Origin of the sequence: Prosthecodimorpha hirschii (genome assembly GCF_001305515.1) — a bacterium.
Taxonomy (GTDB): domain Bacteria; phylum Pseudomonadota; class Alphaproteobacteria; order Rhizobiales; family Ancalomicrobiaceae; genus Prosthecodimorpha; species Prosthecodimorpha hirschii.
In genome coordinates this window covers 2,013,729-2,034,808 of record NZ_LJYW01000001.1, presented here as the reverse complement: position 1 = coordinate 2,034,808, position 21,080 = coordinate 2,013,729, and the positions used below count along the sequence as shown (strand labels likewise).

Sequence of the window (21,080 nt, the reverse complement as noted above, 5' to 3'; positions counted from 1 at the left end):
CGGCCGATGATGGAGGGCCACGCGTGATCGAAACGGCAGGTCGGACGGCGGGCGCGGTGGTGCCCGCCATCGAGGTCGCCCATGTCAGCCACGCCTTCGGCGCCCGCAAGGCGCTCGACGACGTGTCGCTGAGCGTGCCGCAGGGCGCCTTCGTGGCCCTGCTCGGCCTCAACGGCGCCGGCAAGACGACGCTGTTCTCGCTGCTGACCCGGCTCTACGACAACGTCACCGGCCGCATCGCGATCATGGGCAGCGACCTGCGCCGCCGGCCGACCGAGGCGCTCGGCCGGCTCGGCGTGGTGTTCCAGGCGCGCACCCTCGACCCCGACCTGACGGTGCTGCAGAATTTCACCTACCATGCCTCCCTGCATGGCCTGTCGCGGGCCGAGGGCCGGCACCGGGCCGAACGGCTGCTGGCGCGCTTCTCGCTCGCCGACCGGCTCAACGACAAGGTCCGCAGCCTGTCCGGCGGCCAGGCCCGGCGCGTCGAGATCGCCCGCTCCCTGCTGCACGATCCGCGCGTGGTCATCCTCGACGAGCCGACCGTCGGCCTCGACATCGCCGCCCGCCAGGATATCGTCTCGCTGGTGCGCCGGCTGGTCGACGAGGATGGCCTGAGCGTGCTCTGGGCGACGCATCTCTTCGACGAGGTGCGGCCGGCCGATCCGATCGTGCTTCTGCACAAGGGGCGCGTGCTCGCCCGCGGCACGACGCCGGATCTCTGTGCGCAGGCCGGCGAGCCGAGCCTTGCCGGCGCCTTCCGCAAGATCACCGGCACTCCGACCGAAGAGGCCGCCTGATGCACGGCACCATCCCACCCGCGGCCGCCGAGGCGCCGTTCCGACTGCCGCGGTTCGGCTACCTGCACTGCTTCTGGGGCATCCAGAAGCGCGAGATCCTGCGCTTCCTGCTGCAGCGCGGGCGCTTTCTGTCGACCCTGGTGCGGCCGCTGGTCTGGCTGTTCATCTTCGCCGCCGGCTTCCGCTCGGTGCTCGGCGTCTCGATCATCCCGCCCTACGAGACCTACGTGCTCTACGAGGTCTATGTCACGCCGGGCCTCTGCGCGATGATCCTCTTGTTCGCCGGCATGCAGTCCTCGCTCTCGATGGTCTACGACCGCGAGGTCGGGTCGATGCGCATCCTGCTGACCAGCCCCTATCCGCGCTGGTACCTGCTCGCCTCGAAACTGGTCGCCGGCACCACCATCGCGGTGGTCCAGGTCTATGCCTATCTGGCCATCGCCTATTGGTGGGAGGTCGAGCCGCCGCCGATCGGCTATCTGGTCGCGTTGCCGGCGGTGTTCCTGTCCGGCCTGATGCTCGGCTCGATCGGGCTCTTCGTCTCCTCGCTGATCAAGCAGCTGGAGAATTTCGCCAGCGTGATGAACTTCATCATCTTCCCGATGTTCTTCACCTCGTCGGCGCTCTACCCGCTGTGGCGCGTCAAGGAATCGAGCCTGCTGCTCTATTACATCTGCACGCTCAATCCCTTCACCTACACGGTCGAGCTGATCCGCTTCGGCCTGCATGCCAAGATCGACGCGCCGCAGTCCTGGGCGGATTTCGTGGCCATGTTCACCGCCATGGGCAAGGCCAATGCGCTCGATCCCTTCGCCGGCGACCATCCGGCCTTCATCGCCCTGCTGGTCGTCGTGACGACCACCGCCCTGTTCATGGGCCTCGCCATTCTCGCCTACGATCCGTCGCGCGGTCTGATCGGCCGGCGCGGCGGGCCTGAAGGAGCCGCGTCATGATCGCCTGTCTGCGCCTCGCCCTTGCCGCCGCCCTCGCGCTGGGTCTCGCTGCCCCGGCCGCGGCGGCCGGAACGGACCCGAACTGGCCCTGCATCCAGGTGCGCAATCCGCAGATCGCCGCGACCGCGATCTGGGGCGGGCCGGACATTCCGGCAACCGCCAAGGAGTGGTGGAGCGAGCAGGATGTCGCCGACGCGGTCCGCGCCATCGCCTCGCGCCGCACGCCCGTCGAGGAGACCGAGAAGATCATCGCCAAGGTCGCGGAGGCGCCCGGCGACAAGGCCATGCGCCTGTCGAAGCTGTTCGTCGGCATGCTGGAGCGCGTCAATGCCGAGCGCGACCGGGTCATGAACGGCCTCGTCCGCTACGCCCGCAAGCAGCAGGCCTTCGCCCGCCGCATCGAGCAGTTGGGCGACCAGATCGCGCTGATCAAGGCCGGCAAGCCGGTCGAAGGCGTCAAGCCGGAGGATCTGCCGAAGCTCGAGGAGGAGCTGAAGTGGACCATCCGCATCTTCGACGAACGCAACCAGTCGCTGACCTATGTCTGCGAATCGCCGGGCCTCCTGGAGCAGCGCGCCTTCGAACTGGCCAGGATCATCGCCGAGAAGCTGTGACGGTTCACGCGCGGTTCAGCCGGCGGATCGTAGAGACTGCGGACATGCCCTAACGGCATGACGGAGGTCTGCGATGAAGAATGCCGTGCAGTCACTCGTCGGCTTGGGTTTGCTTCTCGCGGCCACCGATCAGGCCGCCGCCGGCGACGTGGCGCCGCGCATCAGTTGCGCCGGAAAAGGCGGCCTGACCATCGAGGGGTCGGCCGGCGAGGGCCGCAAACCGAACATCACGGTGACGATCGGCGAGCAGGTCTCCGAATTCGGACCCGACGATTCCGTCGCCTACGTCTCGTTCGGCCCGAAGGACGGCGTCTGGACCCTGATCGTGGACCGCACCGCGCCGGATGCGAGCGGCTATGTCGAGGTCTATGCGCTGCCCAAGTCGCTCCGCTTCAAGCCGAAGGACGGTGAGGACTACGAGATCCGGTTCACCGGCCGTGCTTGGGCGACGCATCTCGGGTCCAAATCGGTGCGCGGTACGGAGGTGACATGCCTCGTCCGGAAGGACGTCTGATGCGCCCTCTGGCCGGGATCCTCGGCACCGCATGGCTGGCCTTCGCCGCCGGGTGCGGGACGGCCGAGGCCCGCGCGATCCGCTGCCTGTTCACCGAACCGTCGGCGATTCTGATCTGGCGCCCGGCGGCACGGTCCCTGACCATCGAGGACCCGGTCACGGACTATCCGAACGTCCGGCGCGAGACCGTCCGTCCGGTCACGGCGCGGCGGCTGGCGCGCGGGCGGATCGACCTGGTGGCGCCGGACGGGCGCGTGCTCCTGCAGCTGACGCGCGATGGGCGGGGTTCGGACGGCATGTCGGACCGGCGCTATCCCTACTCGGCCGGAAATCCGCGTGAGCAGAACCGCGACGGCGGCTGCTTTCCGGTCTCCTGACGGGTGCCTTTCGCGATCCTGCCGGCAATGTGATCGGCGCCGCAGCGGGGCGACTGCGCGCGTCGCGCCCAAAACCGGCAGGACGCGGCCTGCGTAGTGTTCCCATTAACAGTTAGTAACTTGCCGGCGCCCCGGCGCCGCCGCATGGTCGCGCCGAGCCGTCCGGCAAGGCGGCAACGGGTCGCCAAAGCTCATGAAGAAGTTTTTCGTCTTCCTCGTCCTGGTCGCGCTTGTCGGGGCGGGCGTCGTGGTCGCTGCGGAACGCGACCCCAAGGTCGCGGCCTGGATCAACCGCGCGGCCGTCTGGGCGGGCGCCAAGCCGCCCTTCGACGCCGCGAAGACCGGCGAGGCCGCCGGCGAGCGCTGGCGCACGGCGCCGGTCGAACGCGGCACGCTGCAGTCCGCCGTGCTGGCGACCGGCACGCTGCAGCCGGTGCAGACCGTGCAGGTCTCCTCCCAGGTCTCCGGCCAGATCGTGGAGCTGATCGCCGATTTCAATTCCAAGGTGAAGCCGAACGACGTGATCGCGCGGCTCGATCCGACCACCTTCCAGGGCAAGGTCGCCTCGGCGGAGGCCGATCTCGCCGTCGCGGAGGCGAGCATCCGTTCCAAGCAGGCGACGCTCGCCCGCGCGCGCTCGGAACTGGTCCGCATCGACGAGGCCGCGCGCGACAGCGACCGGGCGCTCGATCGCGCCCGCCAGCTGGTCAAGACCGGCGCGGTGACCGAGCGCTCGGTCGAGCAGGCCGAGGTCCTGAAGGCGCAGACCTACGCGCAGGTCGTCTCGTCCAAGGCCGACATCGCCCTGGCGGAGGCCGAGATTCGCGTCGCGGAGGCCAATGTCGAGCAGAAGCGCGCCGCGGTCCGCATCGCCCGCACCGATCTCGACCGTGCCACCATCCGATCGCCGATCGACGGCATCGTCATCGACCGGCAGGTCGAGCTCGGCCAGACCGTGGCGGCCAGCCTGTCGGCCCCGACGCTGTTCGTGATCGCGGCGGCGCTGGAGGAGATGCAGCTGGAGGCCTCGATCGACGAGGCCGATATCGGCCGCGTCCGCGAGGGCCAGCAGGTCGCCTTCACGGTCGACGCCTATCCGGGCCGCGGCTTCGAGGGGCGCGTCTCGCAGGTGCGCCGGGCCCCGAAATCGGTGCAGAACGTGGTCACCTACACGGCCGTCGTGACGGCGGACAATTCCTCCGGCGCCCTGTTCCCGGGCATGACCGCCAATGTCCGGCTGATCGTCGACACCCGCAAGGATGTGCTCCGGATCCCGCAGGCGGCCCTGCGTTTCCGTCCGGCGCAACCCGTCGCCGACGGTCAGGCCCAGGGCGGACAGGTCAAGCGCGCCCGCACCGTCAACGCCACCGCCGAGGAGGGGCGCCGCGCGCGCATCTATCTCCTCGGCGCCGACGGCGGCCTGAAACCGGTCGAGGTCCGGGTCGGCCTCGCCGCCGACACCATGGTGGAGGTCTCCGGCGACGGCGTGCAGGCGGGCGACCGGGTCGTCACCGGCCGCCTCGACGACGCTCCGGAACGGCGCCGCGCGCCGCTCGGCTTCTGACGGGAGGCCACCATGGAGGCGCAGCCGGTCATCGCGGTCGAGCACCTGACCAAGACCTATTCGGGCGGCGACGAGGTGGTCCACGCCCTCGACGACGTGAGCTTCACGGTGCCGCGCGGCAGCTTCGTGGCCGTGATGGGGCCGTCCGGCTCCGGCAAGTCGACGCTGATGAACCTGATCGGCTGCCTGGACCGGGCAACCTCGGGCCGGCTCCTGATCGACGGCGTCGATGTCGAGCAGATCGACAGCGACGGCCTCGCCGGCACGCGGCGCGACACGCTCGGCTTCGTCTTCCAGACCTTCAACCTTCTGCCCCGGCTGACCGCGCTCGACAATGTCGCCATGCCGCTCGCCTATGGCCGGATGCCGCGGCGCCGGCGCCGGCAGCGGGCGGCCGAACTGCTGGCCGCCGTCGGCCTGTCCGGCCGGGCCCGGCACATGCCGCCGCAACTGTCCGGCGGCCAGAAGCAGCGCGTCGCGATCGCCCGCGCGCTGGTCAACGACCCGGCCGTGGTGCTCGCCGACGAACCGACCGGCGCGCTCGACACCCGCACCGGCCGGGAGATCCTGGCCCTCCTGCAGGCGCTGAACCGCGACGGCCGCACCATCCTGATGGTCACCCATGACGAGGATGTCGCCCGCCATGCCGGCCGCATCCTGCGCTTTCGCGACGGGCGGCTGATCGCCGACGAGGTCGTCGCCGCGCCGCTCGATGCCCGCGCCGGCATCGAGCCGGCACCGGTACCCGTCAGCACGCCGGAGACGGCCGGCACGCCGGGGACGGCCGCAAAGCCGGTGCCCCAAGGCATCCCGGGAGCGGTCGCATGAGCTTCATCGAGGCGACCCGCATGGCGCTCGCCGCGCTGACGGCGAACTGGCTGCGCTCGGCGCTGACGATGCTCGGCATGGTGATCGGCGTCGCGGCGGTGATCGCCACCTTCGCGATCGGCGTCGGCGCGCAGGAGACCATCGGCCGGATCATGACCAGCCTGGGCTCGAACATCATCGTGGTCTGGCCGGGCAACAGCAATCTCGGCGGCGCGCGCGGCCCGTCCGGCTCGTCCGGCCGGCTCTCCGAGCGCGATGCCACCGCGCTGCGCGACGAGGTCTCCGAGGCCCTGGTGGTGGCGCCGAGCGTCGCCGGCAATGTCCAGGTCGTCTACGGCAATCTGAACTGGTCGACCCGGGTCAACGGCGTCGAGGACGATTTCTTCGTGGCCCGCGACTGGGAGATAGACACCGGACGCAGTTTCACCGAGGCCGAGGAACGGCGCGGCGCCAAGGTGGCGATCATCGGCCGGACCGTGGCCGAACAGCTGTTCGGCGAAGACGACCCGATCGGCAGCGTGATCCGCATCCAGAAGATGCCCGCCGAGGTCATCGGCGTGATGAAATCCAAGGGTCAGACCATGTTCGGCCAGGACCAGGACGACGTCATCTTCGTGCCGCTCGACACGGCCCGGCAGCGCCTGCTCGGCCGGTTCAAGTCCCGGCCCGACCAGATCGACTCCATCACGCTGAAGGCCAATTCGGCCGAGGCGCTCGACGAGGTCGAGAAGTCGGCCCGCGCGGTGCTGGACCGGCGCTTCGCCCAGCAGACCGCCGGGGATCTGTCGGAGGCCTACAACCTGCGCAACCTGACCCAGCTGGTCGAGGCGCAGACCTCCGCGGCCCGCACCCTGTCGCGGCTGCTCGGCGTGGTCGCCACCATCGCGCTGGTGGTCGGCGGCATCGGCATCATGAACATCATGCTGGTCTCGGTGACCGAACGGACGCGCGAGATCGGGCTGCGCATGGCCGTCGGCGCGCGCCGGCGCGACATCCGGCTCCAGTTCCTGATCGAGGCCATGGTGCTGGCCCTGGTCGGCGGCACCATCGGCATCCTGATCGGCGCGGCGACCTCGGTCACGCTCGCCCGAATGACCGGCTGGCCGCTGGTCATCGCCCCCGACGTGATCGGCCTGGCCTTCGCCTTCTCGGCCGGGGTCGGCGTCTTCTTCGGCTGGTATCCGGCCACCAAGGCGGCCCGGCTCGATCCGATCGAGGCGCTGCGCTACGAATAGCCGGCAGGGACAGCCCCGGCCGCCGGCCAAGGCGACCGGCCAGGGCGACCGGCCCGCGCGGCCGGCCAGGAAGCCGCCGTTGACGCCGTAACGCCCCCGTGGGAACACCCGTTTCCTACGGGGGGCGGCATGGCTTCGGTCTGGACTTGGTTGCAGCGGCTCGGCACAGGCCGGAAGCGTCCGGACGGCCTTTCGACGCTCTCGCTATCCGCTTTCCGTGCGGCCCGCACGCCCTCGGCAGACCGGCCGCCGACAAGTGAGCCGACCGTCGGGTTCGACTCCGAAACGCTCGTCTTCGATCTCTTTCGCGATACGGCAGCCAACCGCGTCGTCGCCCTCGGCCCGCGGATCGACACGATCGTGCCGGCGCTCGGACCGCTTCGGTTCCGCGCCGGTGGCGTGGAACTCGATGTCGAGGCCCGGCCGGCCCGGTCCGGCCTGCCGCTGATGCGCTGGATCGTCACTGGTCCGGACCTGGATCGGGCCGACCGGATCGAGGTGACGGCGCGCGGGCGGCGCGCCGAAGTCGCCATCCAGCCCTCCGGGGCCAGCCTGTTTTCCGGTCGCCGCGTCCTGTTCACGCTGTCTCAGGACAATCATCTGGCCTGGATCCGGGATTGGGTCGAATATCATGTCCGGACGGAGGGCATCGACGCGCTGCTCCTCTACGACAACGGCTCGAAGCGCTATGCGCCCGACGATGTCGCGGCCGCGGTGGCCGGGATCGACGGCCTGGCCCAGGTCACGGTCGTCTCCTGGCCGTTTCCCTACGGACTGAGCGGGCATAACGGCCAGGACCGCTTCTGCCAGGTCGGCGCCCTCGAACATGCCCGGCGGCGCTTTCTGCCCCTGGCCCGCGGCATTCTCAACCTCGACATCGACGAAGTGGCGGTCAACGGCGGCAGTCCGGTCCTCGAACGCCTGGAGGCGACGGCGTCGGCGGCCGCGGTCTTCAGCGGCTTCTGGGCCGAGGCTCCGGCCATCGCCACCCCGGCCGAGCGTGATCGCGTGCGGCATCGGGACTGCCTGCTCGGCCGGCTGGACCAGATCGAGCCATCCGGGCCGCGTACCGAGACGCCCTGTCGTCCGAAATGGGCGGCGATCCCGGCCCGCCTCGCCGACGATGCCGGCCTGGCCGTGCATGCGATTCTCGGTCCGGACCATCGCCCCGACCCCGATTCGGTCTGGCGCGTCGGCGAGGGCACGGTGCATTTCCGCCATCTCCGGCAGATCAATCTGGGCTGGAAGAGCGAGCGCTGGAAGAGCGATGCCTATGATCCGGGCCGGCATTATTTCGCCGCCGATCTGGCCGATCAGTTCGACCGGGTCTGGGGACCGGATGCGACCCGGGCGGCCCGGCGCCTGTGGCAGGAGCCGGCCGGCGCGCCGGTGCGCCGGATCATCGGGCCGTTCCGCCCGCGCTTCGACTTCGTGCTCCTCTGCCTGCAGCGCTCGGGCTCGCACATGCTCGGATCGGCGCTCGGGCACCATCCGCGGGTCGCCTTTCACGGCGAGTTCGAGCCGCTCCGCCGCCGCGGCCACTATGCGGCCCAGAGCGGCAAGCTGAACTTCGCCGCCGTGATGTACAATCAGGCGGAAACCGCGGCGTCGCTGGGGGTCGACCTTTCGAGCCTGCCGATCATCCACCTGGTCCGCGATCCGCGCGCGGTGGCGGTCAGCAACCTGCGCAGCGCCCTGTCGCGCCGGGAACTCGGCCGCGCCCACCGCGCCCATTTTCGCGACCCGGCCGCGATCCCCGCGCAGATGAACTATGTCCCTCCGGAAGATGCGATCCGGGACTGGATGGCGAAGCATGCGGACGATTTCGCCCGGCTGAGGCCGCTGATCGGCGACAATCCGCGCATCCTGACCGTCGACTATGGCGAATTGACCGGATCCGGCGACATTCGGGAGCTTCGGCCCGAGCCGGCCGAGCGGATCTGCCGCTTCCTCGGCATCGAGCCCGCGCCGCTGCCGGTGTCGATCGTCAAGTCCGGGGGGCCGGTTCCGGAAGCGGAGTGAGCGCCAGGCGCGCCATCAGCTCGCCGCCGGTCAGCGCGAAATCGCTGGCCAGCCAGAGCGTTTCGGCCTCGGCGAGAAGTTCGCCGATCCGCGGTCCCCTCTCGATGCCCGCCGCCATCAGGTCGCGTCCGCCGATCGGCAGGCGCGGTGCGCGCCAGCGCCAGGGCAGGGCGAGATGATGGGCGAAGGCATCGTCCGCCGCGATCCGCCCGCGCGCCGCCGCCAGCGCCAGCGCGTCGCGATGACCGACCTCGCCGGCCCGGTAGAGCAGCCGGCGCGCCGCCGCCTCGTCGAAATCCGTCCCGATGGCGCGCGCCATGGCGACGGCGAGCGCCATCCGGTCGCGCGCCGCGCCGGGCAGGCGGAGACGCTCGACCAGCCGCGGCGCATCGGCCTCGGTCCAGACGGCCAGCGCGGCCAGGAACAGCGGCCAGTCGGCCTTGCCGCCGGGCGCCACGACGGCGTCGCGGGCGACGGCGTGCAGCCGCGCGAAGCCGGCGAGATCGGCGGCCCCGCCGAGCACCCGTTGCAACAGGCCGCAATCGCTCATGATCGTCGCCGTCGCCGGTGCGCCGGACGCGACGACCAGCTTGGCGGTCTCCTGCCCGATCCGCTCGGCGGAGAGCCGATCGAGCCCGTCGCGTGCCCGGATGCAGGCCGCCAGGCCGGCGCCGTCGGGCGCGCCGTGCCCATAGGCGGCATGGAAGCGGAAGAAGCGCAGGATGCGCAGATAGTCCTCGCGGATGCGGTCCTCGGGCCGGCCGATGAAGCGGACCCGGCGGGCGATGCAGTCCTCGATCCCGCCGACGAGATCGCGCACGCGGCCGTCCGGCGTCGCATAGAGGGCATTCATGGTGAAGTCGCGCCGCTGCGCATCGGCGTTCCAGTCGCGGCCGAAGCGCACGGTCGCGTGGCGGCCGTGGGTCTCGATATCCTCGCGCAGCGTGGTGACCTCGAACGGATGGCCGTCGACCACCACCGTGACGGTGCCGTGGTCGATGCCGGTCGGCACCGGCTTCAGCCCGGCGCGTTCGGCGCGCGCCATGACGGTCGGCGGGGCGGCGGTCGTGGCGATGTCGACATCGTTGACCGGCAGGCCCATCAGGGTGTTGCGGACCGCGCCGCCGACCGCCAGGGCCTCGTCGCCGTCGCGTGCGATCACCCGGAACAGGCGCTGCAGGCGCGGATCGACGAGCCACCCGGCTCCGGCGATCGAGGCGGTCACTTCGTGTCGAACCGGCCCGGCACCAGTTTCCCGTTTTCCATGTGGGTCGGAATGTAGCGGCCATTGAGACCGGCATGGCCGCTGTCGTCGAGCACGGCCAAGCCCGCGAGGCCGATCGCCACCAGGACCAGGCCGGACAGGACGAGCCAGACGATGGGCGCTGCGGCCAGGATTCCGACCTCGCCGATCTGTCCGCGCGCCTTGGCGTAGGCGGCCCAGATCACGAAGGGTGTCAGGAACAGGCTCAGTTCAATCAGCACCTGGCGCAGCATCAGACGTATAGCCTCTCGTATATTCGGCGCAGGATGCCGGCCGTCACACCCCATATATAGTGATCGCCATAGGGCATTTCATAGAAATATCGCCGGCCCGAGGGGGCTTCGCGAAAATTGATGCGGTGGTTGTCCGGGTTCATCAGGAAGCCGAGCGGCACCTCGAAGACATCGGCGACCTCGTTCGGGTTGGGCGTGGCCCGGTAGCCGGGGCGGATCATGGCCAGGACCGGCAGGATGCGGAAGCCCGAGCGCGTGTGGTAGGGCGCCGCGTAGCCGATCATCTCGACGAGGCCGCGATCGAGCCCGATCTCCTCCTCGGCCTCGCGCAGCGCGGCCTCCGCCGGCGAAGCGTCGGTCGGATCGATCTTGCCGCCCGGAAAGGCGATCTGCCCGGCATGAGAGGAGAGATGGTCGGTGCGGCGGGTCAGGATCACGCTCGCCTCCGGCTCGCGGGCGACGATCGGCACCAGCACCGCCGCATCGCGCAGCCGGGGCTGCGGCTCGAAGATCCGCCCGTCCGGGTTCAGCCAGTCGTCGCCGGTCGGCTCGCCGGCATAGACCGCGTCGGGGTCGAGCGTCAGACGCGGCGTCGCGACGGCGCGGAAGCGCTGCGGGGCGAACGGCGAGGCGGCGACGGCGGACGCGTCGAGCGGATCGGAAGCAAGGTGGAGGGGCAAGGGCGGCGTCCGGATCGGCCGAGGCTCATCGCCTGGGCGTTCGTTCATTCGAGGCTCGTCGCCTCGGCGGCAGGGAGAATGGGGAAGAATCGGCCGGCCGACCAGACCCCGAACCAGGGCGCACCGTCGACCGGGGCCTCGGTGCCGGCGGCGACCAGCTCATACATCACCGCGCGGGCGAGCCGCGCCTCCAGGCGGCCGCGGACGTGAAGATAGGGCCGGAGGCCCTGATTGTCGGCGTCGATTTCGAAGCGCAGCGGATGCTCCGGCCCGGCTTCGACGACGTCGCCGACATTGGTGCGGAAGACGAGCTTCTGCGCCGCTTCCGCGCCCACGGCCTGCATCTCGACGGCCAGGAAGGGGGCGTCGTCGACGCGGATGCCGCATTTCTCGACCGGGGTGACCAGATAGGTGCGGCCGTCCTCGTCGCGCCGCAGCACCGAGGCGAACAGGCGCACCAGCGCTTCCCGGCCGATCGGGGTGCCCATGTAGAACCAGGTGCCGTCGGCGGCGATGCGCATGTCGATGTCGCCGCAGAAGGGCGGATTCCAGCGCTCGACCGGCGGCGTGCCGCGGATCTGCCCGGCGCGGGCGATCAGCGCCTCCAGCCCTCCCATCACTTTGCCGTTATCCATCCGCCTGCGTTCCCTGGAACCGCGCCCCGCATCGACCCGGCCGTCCCAGGCAGTTGGGGCTTTGGCCTTGATTTGTCCACCGTTGATCCATGTGATCCCATCAGGAATAGGTCGTCCGGCTTCGGCTGCGGCAGGATGCCTGCGACGAAGGAGACCGGCCGGTGCGGAATATCCGGGTGCGCAACACCGGGCTTCCTGCCAAGATCGGTTCCGGCAGGCGGACTCGGGGTATCGGCGATCCCGGCGTGACAAGAGAGGTTCCGGCCGCATGAGTGCGATGAACGAGATGGTCAAGGTCGACGACAAGGCGATCATCGCCGAGGCGGAAGGTGCGGTCGAGACGCTCGCTCGGGTCAAGGCCGGCGTCGGCGAGGTGATCTTCGGCCAGGAGAGCGTCGTCGAGCGCTCGCTGGTGACGATCCTGTCCGGCGGCCACGGCCTGCTGGTCGGCGTGCCCGGGCTCGCCAAGACCAAGCTCGTCGAGACCCTCGGCACCGTGCTCGGGCTCGATGCCCGCCGCATCCAGTTCACACCCGACCTGATGCCGTCCGACATCGTCGGCTCCGAAGTGCTCGACCAGGCCGGCGACGGCTCGCGCTCGTTCCGCTTCATCCGCGGTCCGGTCTTCGCCCAGCTGCTGATGGCCGACGAGATCAACCGCGCCAGCCCGCGCACGCAGTCGGCGCTCCTGCAGGCGATGCAGGAATACCACGTCACCGTCGCCGGCCAGCGCCACGACCTGCCGCGCCCGTTCCACGTGCTGGCGACGCAGAACCCGCTCGAGCAGGAGGGCACCTATCCGCTGCCCGAAGCCCAGCTCGACCGCTTCCTGATGCAGATCGACGTGCACTATCCCGACCTCGCCTCCGAGCGCCGCATCCTCCTGGAGACGACCGGCGCCGGCGAGGCCCGTGCGGCCGCGGTGCTGTCCGCGGAGCGGCTGGCTGCCATGCAGGCGCTGGTCCGGCGCATGCCGGTCGGCGAGACGGTGGTCGAGGGCATCCTCGAACTGGTCCGCTCCTGCCGGCCGATGGAGGAGACCGACGACATCACCCGCCACATCGCCTGGGGTCCCGGCCCGCGCGCCAGTCAGGCGCTGATGCTGACCGTGCGCGCCCGCGCGCTGCTCGACGGCCGGCTGGCGCCCTCGCTGGACGACGTCCAGGCGCTGGCCGAGCCGGTGCTGCAGCACCGCATGGCGCTGACCTTCGCGGCGCGGGCGGACGGCATGACCATCGCCCAATTGATCGGCAAGGCGAGGGCTCGGATCGGTTGAGCGACAGGATGAAGGGAGCCGGAGTGGCGGACAGGAACGGTCTCGGACTGGTCAAGACGGCGAAGAGCCTGTCCGCGGCCCTGCCGGATCTGCTCGTCGAGGCCCGTCGCGTCGCCGCCACCGTGGCGGCCGGCTGGCATGGCCGCCGGCAGGCCGGACCGGGCGAGACCTTCTGGCAGTTCCGGCCCTTCACGGCCGGCGAATCGGTCGGCCGGATCGACTGGCGGCGCTCCGCGCGCGACGATCATCTCTATGTCCGCGAGCGCGAATGGGAGAGCGCCCATACGGTCTGGCTGTGGCCGGATCTGTCGCCCTCGATGGACTTCCAGTCCCGCCTCGCCCCCGTGACCAAGCGCGACCGGGCGGTCGTGCTGCTGCTCGCCGTCGCCGATCTGCTCGCCCGCGGCGGCGAGCGCGTCGGCGTACCCGGCCTGCTGCGCCCGACGCCGCACCGGGCCGCCGCCGAGCGCGCCGCGGCGGCGCTGACCCATCTGACCGGCCGCGAGGCCTTCCCGGACAGCCATCCGATCCGCCGCTTCTCCGATCTCGTGCTGGTCGGCGACTTCCTCGATCCGATCGAGACCACCGCGGCGGTCTTGACCCGGATCGCAGGATCGGGCGCGCGCGGCCATCTGGTGCAGGTGATGGACCCGGTCGAGGAGACCTTCCCGTTCGCCGGCCGGACCGAGTTCCGCGATCCGGAGACCGGCGCGCGCATCGTCGCCGGCCGGGCCGAGGACTGGCAGGCCGCCTATCGCGACCGGCTGGCCGCGCATCGCGACCAACTGCGCCGCCTCGCCGCGCGGCTCGGCTGGACCTACCTGATCCACCACACCGACCGTTCGGCCGCCGAACCGCTGCTGGCGCTGCACGGCCGCCTGTCGGCCTCGGCGCGCGGCGCCGGCAACGTCAAGGCGGGCGGCTCCGTCTCGACCCTGGAGGTCGCATCGTGATGGGCCTCCTGCCGCTCGGCTTCACCGCCCCCCTGATGCTCGGCGCGCTTGTCCTGCTGCCGGCGATCTGGTGGCTGTTGCGCCTGACCCCGCCGCGTCCGCAGGAGATCGCCTTCCCGCCGACCCGGCTTCTGTTCGACATCGTCAAGCGCGAGGAGACCCCGAACCGGAGCCCCTGGTGGCTGACGCTGCTGCGGCTGCTCCTTGCCGCCCTGGTGATCATGGCGCTGGCCGGCCCGGTCTGGCGACCGCTCGCCCGCAGCGACGGCGGCAGCGGGCCGCTCTGGCTGGTCGTCGACAACGGCTGGGGCTCCGCCGACCGCTGGGGATCGATCCGGTCGGTCGCCGAACGGCTGATCGCCCAGGCCTCGGATGCCGGCCGTCCCGTCGCCCTGATCGCGACCGCCGAGGGCACCAGCCAGCCGCTCGACCCGGGCGCCGTCGGCGAGGCGCGCAACCGTCTCGCCGCCCTGGAACCGCGGCCATGGCAGCCCGATCGCGCCGCCCTGCTGCCGTCCCTGCGCAAGAGCGCCGAGAAGACCGCACCGGGCTCGGTGATCTGGCTCTCCGACGGCCTCGACCACCAGTCCGGCACGCGCTTCGCCGCCGACCTGCAGGGCTTCGCGGGCGCGACGCCGATCACCGTCTATGCCGGCGGCACCTTGCTGCCGCTCGCGCTCGGCGAGACCGAGAACCAGCTGAAGGCCCTGACCGCGACGCTGCTGCGCGCCGACACGGCGGGCCCGCGCGGCGGCCTCGTCCGCGCGCTCGATCCGAAGGGCCGCGTCGTCGCCGAAGTCCCGTTCGGCTTCGCGGCCGGGCAGGCGTCGACGACGGCGAGCTTCGACCTGCCGATCGAGCTCAGGAACGACATCGCCCGGGTCGAGATCGAGGGCGCCGGCCATGCCGCGGCCGTGCAACTGCTCGACGAGCGCTGGCGCCGGCGCGCGGTCGGCCTGCTGTCGGGCTCGAGCGCCGACACGGCCCAGCCGCTGCTCTCCCCCGTGCATTATCTGACCCGTGCCTTGGCGCCCTTCGCCGAGGTGCGCGAGCCGCGCGCGACCGATACCGCCCAGGCGATCCGCGATCTCGTGCGGCAGAACGTGTCGGTGATCATGACCGCCGACATCGGCACCATCGTCGGCGATGCCGAGAAGGTGACCGAGGACTGGGTCGCCAATGGCGGCGTGCTGGTCCGCTTCGCCGGTCCCCGGCTCGCGGCCGTCAAGGGCGGCGACCGGCTGGTGCCGGTGGCGCTGCGCCAGGGCGGGCGGACGCTCGGCGGCGCCCTGTCGTGGTCGCAGCCGCAGGCGCTCGGCAGCTTCAGCCAGACCGGCCCCTTCGCGGGTCTCGACGTGCCGCGCGACGTGACCGTGACCCGGCAGGTGCTGGCCGAACCGCATCCCGATCTCGCCCAGAAGACCTGGGCCAGCCTGACCGACGGCACGCCGCTGGTCACCGCGACGCGGCTCGGCAAGGGCTGGCTGATCCTGTTCCACGTCACCGCCGATACCGGCTGGTCGAACCTGCCGCTGTCCGGCAGCTTCATCGAGATGCTGCGCCGGGTCGTCGCCTATTCGTCCGCCAGCACCGGCAAGACCGAGGCCGGCGGCGCCGGAACCGGCCAGGAGGCCGCCGAGGCCGGCAACCGCGCCGCCGCGGGCCCGGTCCTGCTGGCCCCGCTGCGCCTGCTCGACGGCTATGGGCGCCCGGTGCTGCCCGGCGCCGACGCCAAGCCGATCCCGGAAGGCCGGCGCGACCTGGAGGTCGGACGCGAACACCCGCCGGGGCTCTACGGAACCGAGGAGGCCTTCGTGGCACTGAATCTGATGCGGGCGGGCGACAGGATCGCCGCGCTCGATCTCTCGGCCGTCCCCGCCGCCCGGGTCGAGGCCTATGCGGCCGGCGGCCCGCGCGACCTGAAGCCCTTCGCCTTCGCGGCCGCGCTCCTGCTGCTCCTTCTGGACGGCGTCGCGGTGCTGTATCTCGCCGGCCGCCTCCTGCGCCGGCCCGCGGTTTCGGCCGCCATGCTGGTCCTTGCGGCCCTGACCGCGCTGGCGCCGCTTTCGGGCCACGCGGTCGCGGCCGACGCGGCACGCGAGAAGTTCGAGCGCGATGCCGCCCTGGGCACGCGGCTCGCCTATGTGGTCACCGGCAATGCCGAGATCGACGAGGTCTCGCGCCGCGGACTGGAAGGCCTGTCGCGGGTGCTCGCCGACCGCACCGCCCTGGAGCCGGCCATGCCGGTCGGGGTCGACCTGACCCGCGACGAACTGGCCTTCTTCCCGCTGCTCTATTGGCCGGTCGATGCCGGCGCCGCGCGCCCGGACCCCAAGGTGATCACCCGGGTCGATGCCTTCATGAAGAATGGCGGCACCATCCTGTTCGACACCCGCGACACGCTCAATGCCGGCGTCCTGCGCGGCACCGGGCGGACCTCGCCGGCCAACGAGGCGCTGCGGCGCATCCTGACCGGTCTGGACATCCCGGATCTGGAGCCTGTCCCGACCGATCACGTCCTGACCAAATCCTTCTATCTGCTGCAGGATTTCCCCGGCCGCTTCGACGGCGGCTCGCTCTGGGTGGAGGCGACGCCGCCGCAGGATCCCGCGCAGGCGGCCGAGCGGCCGGTGCGGCCGGGCGACGGCGTCTCGCCGATCATGATCACCGGCAACGATTTCGCCGGCGCCTGGGCGCTGAGCGACGGCGGCGACTTCTTCCTGCCGACCGTGCCGAACGATCCGCGCCAGCGGGAGATCGCCTTCCGGGTCGGGGTCAATATCGTCATGTACACGCTGACCGGGAACTACAAGGCCGACCAGGTCCATATCCCGGCCCTTCTGGAAAGGCTCGGCCAGTGACCCTGCCCACGGTCGTGCCCCATCCGTCCGGTCCGCCGCGGGAGGACCGTGCCCGATGAGCTGGTCCTTCGATGCCGCGCCGCTGATGCCGCTCTGGCTGATCGCGCTCTTCGGGCTCGGCGCCGGTGCGCTCGCGCTGGTCTCGATCCTGGCCGGCCTGCGCGGCGGCTGGCTGCGCGTCGGCGCGGTCGCGGCGCTGGTGCTCGCCCTGATCAATCCGGTCTTCCAGCGCGAGGATCGCGAGGCGCTGCCGAGCGTGGTCGCGCTGGTGGTCGACAAGAGCCAGAGCCAGGCGCTCGGCACGCGCACCCGCGAGACCGAGCAGGCGCGCGCGACGCTGGCCCGCCAGATCGGCGCGCTCAAGGGCTTCGAGCTGCGCGAGGTCGAGGTCGGCACCGATCGCGACGGCGCCGGCGCCGACGGCACGCGGCTGTTCCAGGCGCTCGGCCAGGCCTTCTCGGACGTGCCGCCCGAGCGGATCGGCGGCGTCGTCATGCTGACCGACGGCCAGATCCACGACGTGCCCAAGGACAAGGCCGCGCTCGGCTTCGACGCGCCGCTGCATGTGCTGCTGTCGGGCCGCGAGCGCGAGATCGACCGCCGCGTGGTCGTCACCACCGCGCCGCGCTTCGGCCTGGTCGGCGCCGAGCAGAAGATCGCCTACCGGGTGATCGATTCCGGTGCGGTGCCGCCGGGTGGGCGGGTCAAGGTCACGATCCGGCGCGACGGCGAGACCGTCACGGTCCAGCAGGTGACGCCCGGCCAGGTCGCCAACGCCACCGTCAAGATCACCCATGCCGGCGACAACATCGTCGAGATCGAGGCCGAGGCCATCGCCGACGAACTGACCACGGTCAACAACCGGGCGGTCAGCACCATCGAGGGCATCCGCGAAAACCTGCGCGTGCTGCTGGTCTCCGGCGAGCCGCATGCCGGCGAACGGACCTGGCGCAACCTGCTCAAGTCGGATGCCTCGGTCGATCTCGTCCATTTCACCATCCTGCGGCCCCCGGAGAAGCAGGACGGCACGCCGATCCATGAGCTGTCGCTGATCGCCTTCCCGACGCGCGAGCTGTTCCAGGAGAAGATCAAGGATTTCGACCTGATCATCTTCGATCGCTACCAGCGCCGCGGCATCCTGCCGTCGATCTATTTCGACAATATCGCGCGATACGTGCGCGAAGGCGGCGCCGTGCTGGTCGCCTCCGGCCCCGATCCGGCCGGCGCCGGCAGCCTGTTCCGCACGCCGCTGGCCAGCGTGCTGCCGGCCGAGCCGAACGGCGTGGTGCGCGAGGAGCCCTTCTTTCCGAAGGTCAGCACGGTCGGCCAGCGCCATCCGGTCACCCGGGCGCTGCCCGGCGGTGCCTCCGACCCGCCGCAGTGGAGCCGCTGGTTCCGCCTGATCGAGGCGACGCCGTCGAGCGGCACGGCGGTGATGACCGGCATCAACGACAAGCCGGCCCTGATCCTGTCGCGTGAAGGCGCCGGACGGGTCGGGCTGCTGCTGTCCGACCATGTCTGGCTCTGGGCGCGCGGCTACGAGGGTGGCGGGCCGCATGGCCAGCTGCTGCGGCGGCTCGCCCATTGGCTGATGAAGGAGCCGGATCTCGAGGAGGAGGCCCTGCGGCTGGTGCAGCGCGGCCGCGACCTGGTCGTCGAGCGCCAGACGCTCGGCGCCGAGGTCAAGCCGGTGACCATCACCAAGCCGACCGGCGAGACGCTGACGGCGAAGCTGGAGCAGTCCGAGCCGGGCCTCTGGCGCACCCAGACGCCGGCGCGCGAACTCGGCCTGTGGCGCGTCACCGACGGGGAGCGCACCGCGCTCGCCCATATCGGCCCGCCCAATCCGCGCGAATTCACCGACGTGCTGTCGAGTGCCCGCCCGACCGAGGCGCTGGCCCAGTCGACCGGCGGCGGCGTGCGCCGGCTGGTTCAGTCCGGCGATCAGGTGACCACGCCGCGCGTGCTGCCGCTGCGCGCCGGCGTCACCCTGTCGGGCAGCGACTGGATCGGCCTGAAGCAGACCAATGCCAGCGTCCTCAAGGGTGTCGACCGCTACGGCTTCTTCACCGGCCTGCTCGGCCTCGCCCTGCTGCTCGGCGCGGTCTCGCTATTGTGGTGGCGCGAAGGGCGGTAGCCCATCCGGGTGGTACGCCGGCGGTCCGGCCCCCTCGCTCGCGCTCGGGTGCGTTCGGGATTTCGATCGCGGTGCGATCGATCGGCGCGCGATGCGCACCGACCATCCCTCGTCCGGCCCCCTCGCTCGCGCTCGGGTGCGTTCGGGATTTCGATCGCGGTGCGATCGATCGGCGCGCGATGCGCACCGACCATCCCTCGTCCGGCCCCCTCGCTCGCGCTCGGGTGCGTTCGGGATTTCGATCGCGGTGCGATCGATCGGCGCGCGATGCGCACCGACCATCCCTCACCCCCAGCGCCAGTTCTTGGCGGGGCCTTGGGCCTGGGCGTGAGCACCGGGGGTCAATTCGGCGATGAGGACGCGCCGGGTGTCGACCGGACCCGGCAGTTGCACCCGCTCCGGAGGCACGTGGCGGAAGCCCAGCGGCCCGTAATAGGGCTCGTCGCCGACCAGAAGGACCATGCGGTGGCCGAGCCGGGCCGCGGCCTCCAGCGAGGTCCGGACGAGGGCGCGACCGATCCCGCGGTTGCCGAAATCCGGATGGACGGCCAGCGGGCCGAGCAGGAGCGCCGGATCCGCGCCGATCCGGATCGGCGTCAGCCGCACGGACCCCGCGACCCGGCTGCCGACCAGCGCGACCAGCGAGAGATCCGGGTCGGCCGGGACGCCTTCGCGCAGCCGGAAGGCCGTCTTGGCGAAACGGCCGGGACCGAAACCGATCTCGTGCAGATCCTCGATCGCGGCGTCGTCTTCGGGCAGTTCGGGGCGAATCAAATAGAGGGGCGCGTGCATCAGCATGGGTCCGGTATCGTCGTCAGTCAGGCGGGCATTTGTGCCCGCGCTCGAACCGGAACCCCTGGACCGCACTGCTGCCGATGGCGGAGGCGTCGGGATCAGGACTTGGCGCGCGGGCCGGCGGCGTGGATCGCTCCACGTCGTTCGCCTCGTCGTCGCTGCGCCATGCCGAACCGCACGATCCGCTCCCGTTGACCCAATGTTGGGTTAACCCAATGTCGGGTTGCCCCGATGTCGGGTTGACCCAATATCGGGTCCACAATGACTGCCGGCCGGAGATCGGCTGTTCCGAACCCGCCGCGCAGAGGGTTTGTCGCTAGCATGAGCGGCACGGTGGTTCAAGGGCACCGAGCGGCTCGATGGCGCAATGCTGCCTACCAGATGTCGGCGCGCGGGGCGCCCTCGACCACCTCGGCGATGCGCCGCCGGGTGGCCCCGGTCGTCTCCTCCGGCAGGGCGTCGAGCGGAAAGAAGCCGACTTCGCGGATTTCCGCATTGGGCACGAAGGGCGACGGGCTCATCGTGAAGGCTTCGACCACGAACAGCGCGACGTGATCGCGCCGCGACGTGCGGCTGTTCAGATAGAGGCCGAAGATGCGGCTTTCCTCGACCCGGAGGCCGCCTTCCTCCTCCAACTCCCGCACCAGGGCGCGGCCGGCGCTCTCGCCCGGGTCGACGCCGCCGCCCGGCAGGTACCAGCCGGGCAGATATCCGTGCCGGACCAGGAAGATGCGGCGCTGCCCGTCGACCACGAAGCCGCGCACGCCGAGCGTCACCGGACGGGTGACGAGACCCGACCAGGTCACGGTGCGCCGCACGATCGGCTTCAGGCGATTGAGCACGCTCGGTGGTCTCCTGTCGGCCGACAATCTAGCCGAAACCGGTTCATGAAGTCTTCTTCAGCCGAGGCACCCGCCTGCTTCCACAAAGGAAGCCGTCTGCGGTGCCGTCCCGCTGCCCGCCATGTGGCGTCTGCATGGCGGCATTGCCAGACGGAGGGCTGCCGTTTTGCTGTGCTTTTGCCTATTTGATGACGTGTGCAATGCACAATGGATGGCCGCCGCGGGCGGTCACGAGACGGCAGTCCGCCCCCTGCGGGCAGCGACGCCGTCCGCTTTGAGGACCTGTCATGTTCGCCGTTCTGCGCCGGATGTTCCGGATCGAAAGCTTTTCCTGGGCGCCTGCGGTCGATTGGACCAATCCGCGCGTCGTCGCGACGCTGCGCACCTTCCCGAACACCTGAGCCTGACCGGACACCCGAGCCGGATCGCGTCCGGTCGGGTGCGGCCATCGCGCCGGCGGTCGCCTCCGATCGTCGGAACCTCCCGGGCGGCATGAA

19 protein-coding genes are annotated in these 21,080 nt (G+C 71.0%); 13 read left to right on the top strand and 6 right to left on the bottom strand.

The genetic code is table 11. The features are described from left to right. Window positions 1-23 precede the first annotated feature (23 nt). From ABB55_RS08885 to ABB55_RS08845, 9 genes are all read left to right on the top strand, one after another. Window positions 24-800: an ABC transporter ATP-binding protein gene (locus tag ABB55_RS08885; RefSeq protein WP_083463475.1), complete on the top strand. Its 777-nt coding sequence runs from the start codon at window positions 24-26 to the stop codon at window positions 798-800. After that, window positions 800-1,753, top strand: coding sequence for an ABC transporter permease (locus tag ABB55_RS08880; protein ID WP_140942622.1), 954 nt, complete (start codon window positions 800-802; stop codon window positions 1,751-1,753). Before ABB55_RS08885 ends, ABB55_RS08880 begins: the two co-directional genes overlap by 1 nt. Continuing rightward, the gene (locus tag ABB55_RS08875; RefSeq protein ID WP_054358495.1) at window positions 1,750-2,367 is read left to right on the top strand and encodes a hypothetical protein; all 618 of its coding nucleotides are present in this window, start codon (window positions 1,750-1,752) and stop codon (window positions 2,365-2,367) included. The genes ABB55_RS08880 and ABB55_RS08875 overlap by 4 nt, the downstream gene beginning before the upstream one ends. 73 nt (window positions 2,368-2,440) lie before the next feature. Further along, the gene (locus ABB55_RS08870) at window positions 2,441-2,881 is read left to right on the top strand and encodes a hypothetical protein (RefSeq protein ID WP_054358494.1); all 441 of its coding nucleotides are present in this window, start codon (window positions 2,441-2,443) and stop codon (window positions 2,879-2,881) included. Then, window positions 2,881-3,258 (top strand): hypothetical protein, encoded by a 378-nt coding sequence (locus ABB55_RS08865; RefSeq protein ID WP_054358493.1) that lies wholly within the window; start codon window positions 2,881-2,883, stop codon window positions 3,256-3,258. The genes ABB55_RS08870 and ABB55_RS08865 overlap by 1 nt, the downstream gene beginning before the upstream one ends. Window positions 3,259-3,451: 193 nt before the next feature. Further along, entirely contained in the window at window positions 3,452-4,822 is a 1,371-nt protein-coding gene (locus tag ABB55_RS08860) for an efflux RND transporter periplasmic adaptor subunit (RefSeq protein ID WP_054358492.1), read from the top strand. Between the two features lie 12 nt (window positions 4,823-4,834). Next, window positions 4,835-5,650, top strand: a complete 816-nt coding sequence (locus ABB55_RS08855) for an ABC transporter ATP-binding protein (protein ID WP_083463474.1) — start codon at window positions 4,835-4,837, stop codon at window positions 5,648-5,650. Next, window positions 5,647-6,885: an ABC transporter permease gene (locus tag ABB55_RS08850; RefSeq protein ID WP_054358491.1), complete on the top strand. Its 1,239-nt coding sequence runs from the start codon at window positions 5,647-5,649 to the stop codon at window positions 6,883-6,885. Before ABB55_RS08855 ends, ABB55_RS08850 begins: the two co-directional genes overlap by 4 nt. A 360-nt stretch (window positions 6,886-7,245) precedes the next feature. Further along, window positions 7,246-8,907, top strand: coding sequence for a sulfotransferase family protein (locus tag ABB55_RS08845; RefSeq protein ID WP_152981982.1), 1,662 nt, complete (start codon window positions 7,246-7,248; stop codon window positions 8,905-8,907). Here ABB55_RS08845 and ABB55_RS08840 read toward each other — a convergent pair. From ABB55_RS08840 to ABB55_RS08825, 4 genes are read right to left on the bottom strand one after another with little or no spacing between them, the layout of a single operon-like run. Beyond that, window positions 8,873-10,132 (bottom strand): CCA tRNA nucleotidyltransferase, encoded by a 1,260-nt coding sequence (locus tag ABB55_RS08840; protein WP_054358489.1) that lies wholly within the window; start codon window positions 10,130-10,132, stop codon window positions 8,873-8,875. The genes ABB55_RS08845 and ABB55_RS08840 overlap by 35 nt on opposite strands. After that, window positions 10,129-10,404 (bottom strand): DUF6111 family protein, encoded by a 276-nt coding sequence (locus ABB55_RS08835; protein ID WP_054358488.1) that lies wholly within the window; start codon window positions 10,402-10,404, stop codon window positions 10,129-10,131. The genes ABB55_RS08840 and ABB55_RS08835 overlap by 4 nt, the downstream gene beginning before the upstream one ends. Then, window positions 10,404-11,084 (bottom strand): CoA pyrophosphatase, encoded by a 681-nt coding sequence (locus ABB55_RS08830; RefSeq protein ID WP_054358487.1) that lies wholly within the window; start codon window positions 11,082-11,084, stop codon window positions 10,404-10,406. Before ABB55_RS08830 ends, ABB55_RS08835 begins: the two co-directional genes overlap by 1 nt. Window positions 11,085-11,128: 44 nt before the next feature. Continuing rightward, a complete protein-coding gene (locus tag ABB55_RS08825) occupies window positions 11,129-11,719 on the bottom strand; it encodes a DUF1285 domain-containing protein (RefSeq protein WP_054358486.1) in 591 nt (196 codons plus the stop codon). A gap of 268 nt (window positions 11,720-11,987) precedes the next feature. Here ABB55_RS08825 and ABB55_RS08820 point away from each other — a divergent pair, with 268 nt between their 5' ends. Genes ABB55_RS08820 through ABB55_RS08805 form a run of 4 tightly spaced genes read left to right on the top strand, consistent with a single transcriptional unit; the run spans window position 11,988 to window position 18,946 of the window. Next, window positions 11,988-12,995: an AAA family ATPase gene (locus tag ABB55_RS08820; RefSeq protein WP_140941019.1), complete on the top strand. Its 1,008-nt coding sequence runs from the start codon at window positions 11,988-11,990 to the stop codon at window positions 12,993-12,995. A gap of 8 nt (window positions 12,996-13,003) precedes the next feature. Beyond that, the gene (locus tag ABB55_RS08815; RefSeq protein ID WP_054358484.1) at window positions 13,004-13,948 is read left to right on the top strand and encodes a DUF58 domain-containing protein; all 945 of its coding nucleotides are present in this window, start codon (window positions 13,004-13,006) and stop codon (window positions 13,946-13,948) included. Further along, complete coding sequence (locus tag ABB55_RS08810) at window positions 13,948-16,809, top strand: DUF4159 domain-containing protein (RefSeq protein ID WP_244472158.1); 2,862 nt, start codon at window positions 13,948-13,950, stop codon at window positions 16,807-16,809. Before ABB55_RS08815 ends, ABB55_RS08810 begins: the two co-directional genes overlap by 1 nt. Before the next feature lie 55 nt (window positions 16,810-16,864). Next, entirely contained in the window at window positions 16,865-18,946 is a 2,082-nt protein-coding gene (locus ABB55_RS08805; RefSeq protein WP_054358482.1) for a hypothetical protein, read from the top strand. Window positions 18,947-19,231: 285 nt separating this feature from the next. Here ABB55_RS08805 and ABB55_RS08800 read toward each other — a convergent pair whose 3' ends face one another. Both ABB55_RS08800 and ABB55_RS08795 read right to left on the bottom strand, forming a co-directional pair. Continuing rightward, on the bottom strand, window positions 19,232-19,738 hold the full coding sequence (locus ABB55_RS08800; RefSeq protein ID WP_054361924.1) for a GNAT family N-acetyltransferase: 507 nt from the start codon (window positions 19,736-19,738) through the stop codon (window positions 19,232-19,234). A 377-nt stretch (window positions 19,739-20,115) separates the two neighbouring features. Next, a complete protein-coding gene (locus tag ABB55_RS08795) occupies window positions 20,116-20,583 on the bottom strand; it encodes an NUDIX domain-containing protein (protein WP_054358481.1) in 468 nt (155 codons plus the stop codon). Between the last annotated feature and the right edge of the window lie 497 nt (window positions 20,584-21,080).

Bases quoted from the DNA above. Each gene is read 5' to 3' on its own strand.
- ABB55_RS08875 (WP_054358495.1), top strand. From the start codon at position 1,750: ATGATCGCCTGTCTGCGCCTCGCCCTTGCCGCCGCCCTCGCGCTGGGT.
- ABB55_RS08815 (WP_054358484.1), top strand. From the start codon at position 13,004: ATGAAGGGAGCCGGAGTGGCGGACAGGAACGGTCTCGGACTGGTCAAG.
- ABB55_RS08865 (WP_054358493.1), top strand. From the start codon at position 2,881: ATGCGCCCTCTGGCCGGGATCCTCGGCACCGCATGGCTGGCCTTCGCC.
- ABB55_RS08835 (WP_054358488.1), bottom strand. From the start codon at position 10,404: ATGCTGCGCCAGGTGCTGATTGAACTGAGCCTGTTCCTGACACCCTTC.
- ABB55_RS08880 (WP_140942622.1), top strand. From the start codon at position 800: ATGCACGGCACCATCCCACCCGCGGCCGCCGAGGCGCCGTTCCGACTG.
- ABB55_RS08810 (WP_244472158.1), top strand. From the start codon at position 13,948: ATGGGCCTCCTGCCGCTCGGCTTCACCGCCCCCCTGATGCTCGGCGCG.
- ABB55_RS08825 (WP_054358486.1), bottom strand. From the start codon at position 11,719: ATGGATAACGGCAAAGTGATGGGAGGGCTGGAGGCGCTGATCGCCCGC.
- ABB55_RS08860 (WP_054358492.1), top strand. From the start codon at position 3,452: ATGAAGAAGTTTTTCGTCTTCCTCGTCCTGGTCGCGCTTGTCGGGGCG.
- ABB55_RS08855 (WP_083463474.1), top strand. From the start codon at position 4,835: ATGGAGGCGCAGCCGGTCATCGCGGTCGAGCACCTGACCAAGACCTAT.
- ABB55_RS08870 (WP_054358494.1), top strand. From the start codon at position 2,441: ATGAAGAATGCCGTGCAGTCACTCGTCGGCTTGGGTTTGCTTCTCGCG.
- ABB55_RS08805 (WP_054358482.1), top strand. From the start codon at position 16,865: ATGAGCTGGTCCTTCGATGCCGCGCCGCTGATGCCGCTCTGGCTGATC.
- ABB55_RS08850 (WP_054358491.1), top strand. From the start codon at position 5,647: ATGAGCTTCATCGAGGCGACCCGCATGGCGCTCGCCGCGCTGACGGCG.
- ABB55_RS08800 (WP_054361924.1), bottom strand. From the start codon at position 19,738: ATGCACGCGCCCCTCTATTTGATTCGCCCCGAACTGCCCGAAGACGAC.
- ABB55_RS08820 (WP_140941019.1), top strand. From the start codon at position 11,988: ATGAGTGCGATGAACGAGATGGTCAAGGTCGACGACAAGGCGATCATC.